The 6,617-nt window shown below is 34.7% G+C and carries 6 protein-coding genes and 1 pseudogene; 6 read left to right on the top strand and 1 reads right to left on the bottom strand.

All coding sequences use genetic code 11. From position 1 onward, the window contains the following. From ACEWK1_RS21500 to ACEWK1_RS21480, 5 genes and pseudogenes are all read left to right on the top strand, one after another. Positions 1-174: pseudogene (locus ACEWK1_RS21500) on the top strand (metallophosphoesterase); the annotation flags it as partial. Positions 175-342: 168 nt separating this feature from the next. Further along, the gene (locus tag ACEWK1_RS21495; RefSeq protein WP_416636642.1) at positions 343-1,272 is read left to right on the top strand and encodes a MerR family transcriptional regulator; all 930 of its coding nucleotides are present in this window, start codon (positions 343-345) and stop codon (positions 1,270-1,272) included. A 117-nt stretch (positions 1,273-1,389) separates the two neighbouring features. Continuing rightward, positions 1,390-1,992: a genetic competence negative regulator gene (locus ACEWK1_RS21490; protein ID WP_121662622.1), complete on the top strand. Its 603-nt coding sequence runs from the start codon at positions 1,390-1,392 to the stop codon at positions 1,990-1,992. Between the two features lie 306 nt (positions 1,993-2,298). Continuing rightward, positions 2,299-3,570: a Glu/Leu/Phe/Val family dehydrogenase gene (locus ACEWK1_RS21485; RefSeq protein ID WP_121662621.1), complete on the top strand. Its 1,272-nt coding sequence runs from the start codon at positions 2,299-2,301 to the stop codon at positions 3,568-3,570. A gap of 183 nt (positions 3,571-3,753) precedes the next feature. Then, positions 3,754-4,719: a YpdA family putative bacillithiol disulfide reductase gene (locus ACEWK1_RS21480; RefSeq protein ID WP_121662620.1), complete on the top strand. Its 966-nt coding sequence runs from the start codon at positions 3,754-3,756 to the stop codon at positions 4,717-4,719. A gap of 39 nt (positions 4,720-4,758) precedes the next feature. Here the strand turns inward: ACEWK1_RS21480 and ACEWK1_RS21475 are convergent, their stop codons facing one another. Then, positions 4,759-5,733: an asparaginase gene (locus tag ACEWK1_RS21475; protein ID WP_251396018.1), complete on the bottom strand. Its 975-nt coding sequence runs from the start codon at positions 5,731-5,733 to the stop codon at positions 4,759-4,761. A 148-nt stretch (positions 5,734-5,881) separates the two neighbouring features. On the opposite strand from ACEWK1_RS21475, the gene prsW reads away from it, so the two are divergent. Further along, the gene (gene prsW / locus ACEWK1_RS21470; protein ID WP_121662618.1) at positions 5,882-6,544 is read left to right on the top strand and encodes a glutamic-type intramembrane protease PrsW; all 663 of its coding nucleotides are present in this window, start codon (positions 5,882-5,884) and stop codon (positions 6,542-6,544) included. The last annotated feature ends 73 nt before the right edge of the window (positions 6,545-6,617 follow it).

Below are 6,617 nucleotides of genomic sequence, written 5' to 3'. Positions count from 1 at the left end.
CATACTCATGGTGGACAAATAAGGTTTTTGGGTCTTGGTTTATATGAAAAAGGAAAGCTGCATTACCTTGAAAATGCTGTTCTATTAGTGAGCAATGGATATGGCACAACTTCTTTACCTTTAAGATTAGGAGCACCCGCTGAGGCACATTATCTTGTACTAACGTCGAAATAGAATGATTCAGATGTGATAATCCACAAATCTTTAGAGAATATGGGATACGAATCATCTTTACAAAACCATGCTGATATTAAGCATGGTTTATTCATTTGTTATACAAAGTTTACACAAGTTGATCTATCTTATATAATTTCTATATAAGTACATATTGGGGGATTTACCATGTCGAATCATGAAGGCAAATATAATATAAAGGCAGTTTCAAAAATGCTTGGAATTCAAGCTGGAACATTACGGGCCTGGGAACGAAGATATAATATGATTGCACCAATTAGGAATGAATCAGGTCACCGTTTATATACAGAGGAGCATATAAAAATTTTAAAGTGGCTTATTACAAAAGTGGATAAGGGCTTTACGATCAGTCAAGCGGTTAACTTACTTGAAACGAACCAGGCATCTATAAACGAACAAGTTGAGTTGAAAACAGATGGAGAACAGATTGATTACTCAGAAGATTTAATGGAAGAATTACTTTATGCACTCTTAAAATTTGATGAAAGCACAGCACATGATCTTTTAAATAAGGCATTCAGCCTATATTCAGTGGACAAAGTAGTAATCGAGATATTAGGTACTTTGTTAGTTAAAATTGGGGACAAATGGGAAAATGGAAAGATAACTTCAGCACATGAACACTTTGCTTCATCTTTTTTACGTTCGCGAATAGGGATGATTTTGCATACATTACCTGTAGATGGTTTGTTACCTAAAGTTATTGGGGTATGTGGACCGGAAGAATCACATGAATTAGGGCTATTAATTTTTACATTATATTTAAGAAGAAAAGGTTTCGAAGTTATTTATTTAGGAACAAGTATTGCTGAGGGAGATATTGATATTGTTCTTAATGAAGTTAAGCCGGAATTTTTGTTTTTATCTTGTACTTTAGTAAGAAATGTAAAAAAAACGTTGGAACTTGTAGATGAGATTTCTTTAAAATATGATAGCCTTCAAATTGGACTAGGAGGAAAAGCTTTTTCAAAGGTAACTCCGCAAATACTTGAACCTTATGCAAGCTTTTTACTTGGGGAGGATAAACAACACTGGGAATCTTGGCTAAGGGATAGATTAGGTATGAAAAATCAATAGTTATTTCTTGTCTAAATCTGCTGAAGAGTGTAAACTGTAAAAAAATATTAGAACCATCTCGTATGTAAATCATACAATGATTGTATATTGAGCGGTCTCACGGCAGGAGGGTATGGGATGCGGCTAGAGCGACTAAACTATGATAAAATTAAAATTTTTTTAACGACAGATGACTTGCATGATAGAGGTTTAACTAAGGAAGATCTCTGGAAAGACTCATTAAAAGTCCATCAATTATTTAGAGATATGATGACTGAAGCTAGTGTTGAGCTGGGCTTTGAGGCGCATGGACCAATCGCTGTTGAGGTGTATTCACTTCATGCTCAAGGGATGGTTATTATCGTTACAAATTCCAATGATTCTGATGATTTAGAGGATGACTTTTCAGACGATTATATTGAGATGCAAGTGAAGGTGGATGAAAGCTTCGATGTTATTTATGAGTTTGAGTCATTTGAAGCGATCATTCAGTTATCACATTATTTATATCACCAAGACATCTTGGATGGAATGGTCGTTTATTTCCAAGAAAGATATTACTTGTTATTAAGTGACGACCAGCCTATGAACATTGATGATTTAGTAGCCATCTTAGCAGAGTATGGAAGTCCATCAACTTTGACGGTCCATAGATTAACGGAGTATGGAAAAACAATCATGCAACATGATGCTGTTGAGCAAATTTACAACCACTTTTGGTTAAAAAATAGAGAAAGATAACTTTTTATTATAAGTTATGAAGATATTGGTGAGTTTATGCAAACGGTCATTGTAAAGGCTGTTAGCTAAAGTCACCTCTTTTTCTTATTCGGTGTATGAAATAATTCAAATAACAAACGATAAGAAAGTCTTTAATGTAATTAGGATTAATTAAAAATGACAAGTAAAGATAACGTTAGATTAGTTGTTGTGAATTTATAAAGAATATCTTTTTTCTTCTTTGCATAAGCGGCTTGAGAGTGTATACTATGTCATGAAAGGTGGACATTCTTTCATTTACTGATTAGATCTAGGAGGTTAACTTTAATGGTAGCCGAGAAAAACACCGATGCACAAAATGATAAATTGGACGTGTTGAAATCAACACAAACGGTGATACATAATGCCCTTGATAAGCTTGGGTACCCAGAGGAAGTATATGAATTATTAAAAGAACCAATAAGATTAATGACGGTGAAAATTCCAGTTCGAATGGATGATGGTTCCGTTAAAATATTTACTGGATACCGTGCTCAACATAACGATGCCGTTGGCCCTACAAAGGGAGGTATTCGCTTCCATCCAAATGTAACCGAAAAAGAGGTTAAGGCATTATCCATTTGGATGAGTTTAAAATGTGGAATAGTTGACCTTCCATATGGTGGCGGAAAAGGCGGAATAGTTTGTGATCCTAGGGATATGTCATTTAGAGAGTTAGAGCGACTAAGCCGAGGATATGTCCGAGCAATAAGTCAAATTGTTGGACCAACAAAGGATATTCCAGCGCCTGATGTATTTACTAATTCACAAATCATGGCATGGATGATGGATGAATACAGCCGAATTGATGAATTTAATAATCCTGGTTTTATTACAGGTAAGCCCTTGGTATTAGGTGGTTCACATGGACGTGAATCGGCTACAGCAAAAGGTGTAACTATATGTATTCGTGAAGCCGCTAAGAAAAAGGGAATTGAACTAGAAGGCGCTCGAGTTGTTGTACAGGGATTTGGTAATGCTGGAAGTTACTTATCAAAATTTATGCATGATGCAGGAGCTAAAATTGTAGGTATTTCTGATGCTTATGGTGGTCTTCACGATCCGAATGGTCTAGACATTGATTATTTACTTGATCGTCGTGATAGTTTTGGTACTGTTACGAAATTATTTAATGATACAATTTCAAACAAAGAACTACTTGAATTAGATTGTGATATTCTTGTACCTGCTGCCATTGAAAATCAAATTACTGAGGAAAATGCTGGGAACATTCGTGCTAGCATTGTAGTAGAAGCTGCGAATGGCCCAACTACACTTGAAGCAACAAAAATTCTTTCAGATCGAGGTATTTTACTAGTACCAGATGTTTTGGCGAGTGCTGGTGGAGTGACGGTTTCTTATTTTGAATGGGTCCAAAATAATCAGGGCTATTACTGGACAGAAGAAGAAGTCGAAGAGAAGCTTGAACAAGTAATGGTTAAGTCATTCAATAACATATACGAGACGAGTCAGAATAGACGAGTCGACATGCGTTTGGCAGCATATATGGTTGGTGTACGAAAGATGGCCGAAGCATCTAGGTTTAGAGGCTGGATTTAAGAAAAATCTTACATGATATAAGAGGGTGACTTTATGTCTAGCCGCTCATACTCTTTACTCTTCACAATAGAGTGATTGACCTGAGTAGGAGGGCTGACTTAGTCATTCTCTTTTTTTATTTTTCTTGGTAAGGTATCGAAATTTTTTTAAAACATTAATCTTTAAAGTTGGGAGAGAAATTCATTGATAAAGGAAGAAATAATTATTGTAGGTGGAGGTCCCTGTGGATTATCTGCAGCCATTGAATTAGAAGAGCTTGGTACTAAACCACTTGTTATTGAAAAAGGAAATATTGTGAATGCAATCTATCATTATCCCACACATCAAACGTTTTTCAGCTCAAGTGAAAAACTAGAAATTGGAAATATACCTTTTATTACTGAAAATCGTAAGCCTGTTCGTAACCAAGCTTTGGCTTATTATCGTGAAGTTGTAAAAAGAAAACAACTAAGAATCAATGCTTTTGAAAAAGTTGAAAAAATTGAAAAAAAAGAAAATCAAAAATTTATAGTTATGACAAATAAACAAACGTATGAAGCAAAACAGGTTGTGATCGCAACAGGATATTATGATCATCCAAATTTAATGAATTTACCTGGTGAAGATTTACCCAAAGTATTTCACTATTTTAAGGAAGCACATCCATACTTTGACAAAGATGTCGTCGTTATTGGTGGTAAAAACTCAAGTGTTGATGCCGCGTTAGAATTAGTTAAAGCAGGAGCAAGGGTAACTGTTTTATACAGGGGAGCTGAGTACTCTAAAAGTGTAAAACCATGGATTTTGCCAGAATTTGAATCACTTGTAAAAAATGAAATAATAAAAATGGAGTTTCAAGCACATGTTCTTGAGATTGGGGAAACATCCGTTAAATATGTTGTGGGTGATGAAGAGAAGCGGATAAAGAATGATTTTGTTTTTGCTATGACGGGCTATCATCCAGATCACAAATTTCTTAGAAATATGGGTGTAACAATCAATGCTGAAACTGGTCGACCGACTCACAACCCAGATACAATGGAGACAAATATTGAAGGGATTTTTATTGCGGGTGTAATTGCAGCTGGAAATAATGCAAACGAAATATTCATTGAGAATGGACGATTTCACGGTCAGTTAATATGTGAGGCACTCCGCAATAAAAGATAACAGGGAGACAAATTTATGCTCCCTGTTTTTCTGTAGTGTTTACGTTGCAAAAATTGTTTCTAGAGCTTGTTGATCTTTTGTTGTTTCTAGCGCAATCATTAGCTTGATTCTTGCTTTTTGTCCATTTAGTCCGTTGCTAAAAATAACACCTAATTCTTTTAACTGTCGTCCTCCACCTTCATATCCATACACATCCTGAGCAATGCCATTAAAGCAGCGAGATACAAGAACAATAGGTATTTTCTTATTTATTAGGTTCTTGATTCCAGGCACCATCATAGGTGGCACGTTACCTTGTCCTAAAGCTTCTATCACTAGTCCATCAGGTTGTAACTGTTCTATCCCATTTAGTAGACTGCCGTCCATTCCGGCAAACGCCTTGATTAAGAAAACATTTTTATCAAGTGTTTCAGCATGAAGTGGATTTGTAACAATAGGGGTGTGATGGAAGAAAACGCCTCCTTTGTTTACCATTCCGATTGGTCCATATTGTGGGCTTTGAAAAGTTGCTACATTACTTGTATGTGTTTTTGTTACGTTTTTTGCTGTATGAATTTCATCATTCATTACAACCAAAACTCCCATGTTTTTGGCACAATCTGATGCAGCTACTTTTAAGGCTGATAAAAGATTATAAAGCCCATCTGATCCTAGCTCATTACTTGATCTCATCGCACCAGTAAGAACAATCGGAATTGATAAAGATAACGTGACATCAAGGAAATACGCAGTTTCCTCTAACGTATCTGTACCGTGTGTAATAACAACACCGTCTATATTTTTTATTTTTTTCATTTCTTCTATATAATTTTTAATTTGTAACATATTTAAAGGTGTAATATGTGGTGAAGGTAAGTGAAACAGTTCTGTTGAGATGAGGTTAATATCAGGTACCTCTTTTATATGTTCAACTAGAGGGTTTTTTTCTCCGGGTTTAACCTCTCCTGTTTCTTCGTCTTCCTTCATTGAAATGGTTCCACCAGTGTGAATAAGTAAAATGTTTTTTCTCGACATGACGAAAACTCCTTCAATCTATAAAATTCTGCTTTATTCTGTCATTTTCAATTCTACGATAACATGATACGATTAATAAAGTTAATCTTACATGATTAAAAAAATCTTTTAAATAGATAAAAAGATATTTTGGAGAAGAGGCCTGTAAATGATTGAAATTATATCTGCGGGCATTGCCCCGGGTCTGGCACTATTAAGTTATTTTTACTTGAGAGATCAGTATGAATCAGAGCCGGTCTATTTAGTGTTTCGTTCATTTATCTTTGGGGCTCTGCTTGTTTTTCCGATAATGTTTATTCAATATGTTTTAGAAGTTGAAAAAGTGTTTACTTCTGAATTTTTATATACTTTTATTGCTGTAGGATTTTTAGAAGAATTTTTCAAATGGTTCGTCTTATTTTTTACGATCTATCAACATGTTCAATTTAATGAGCATTACGATGGGATTGTCTATGGTGTAGCTGTTTCTCTTGGATTTGCGACTTTAGAGAATATTATTTATTTATTTGCAAATGGAGTCGAATACGCGTTAGGTCGCGCTCTTTTACCGGTTTCAAGTCATGCTTTATTTGGAGTAATTATGGGATATTATTTAGGGAAAGGTAAATTTTCAGTTATCAAAAATCGAACAAAATGGATTTTATTATCCTGTTCAATCCCTATCTTATTACACACTGTTTATGATTCAATTTTATTAAATTATTTTAATTGGAAATATATTATGGTTCCATTTATGCTGTTTCTTTGGTGGTTCGCTTTACACAAAGCCAAAAAAGCACGAATTAAGATATTTGATTCTAAACTGCCTTAGTGGCAGTTTTTTTTAATTTCGATAACATTGTTGATTATAAGGAGTTTTTAAGAAATTATCTTTGAAAGGAATT

This window comes from Metabacillus sp. YM-086, from assembly GCF_048059995.1.
Taxonomy (GTDB): domain Bacteria; phylum Bacillota; class Bacilli; order Bacillales; family Bacillaceae; genus Metabacillus; species Metabacillus litoralis_B.
The sequence above is the reverse complement of the archived record's forward strand: the minus strand, read 5'-3'. Positions and strand labels throughout refer to the sequence as shown.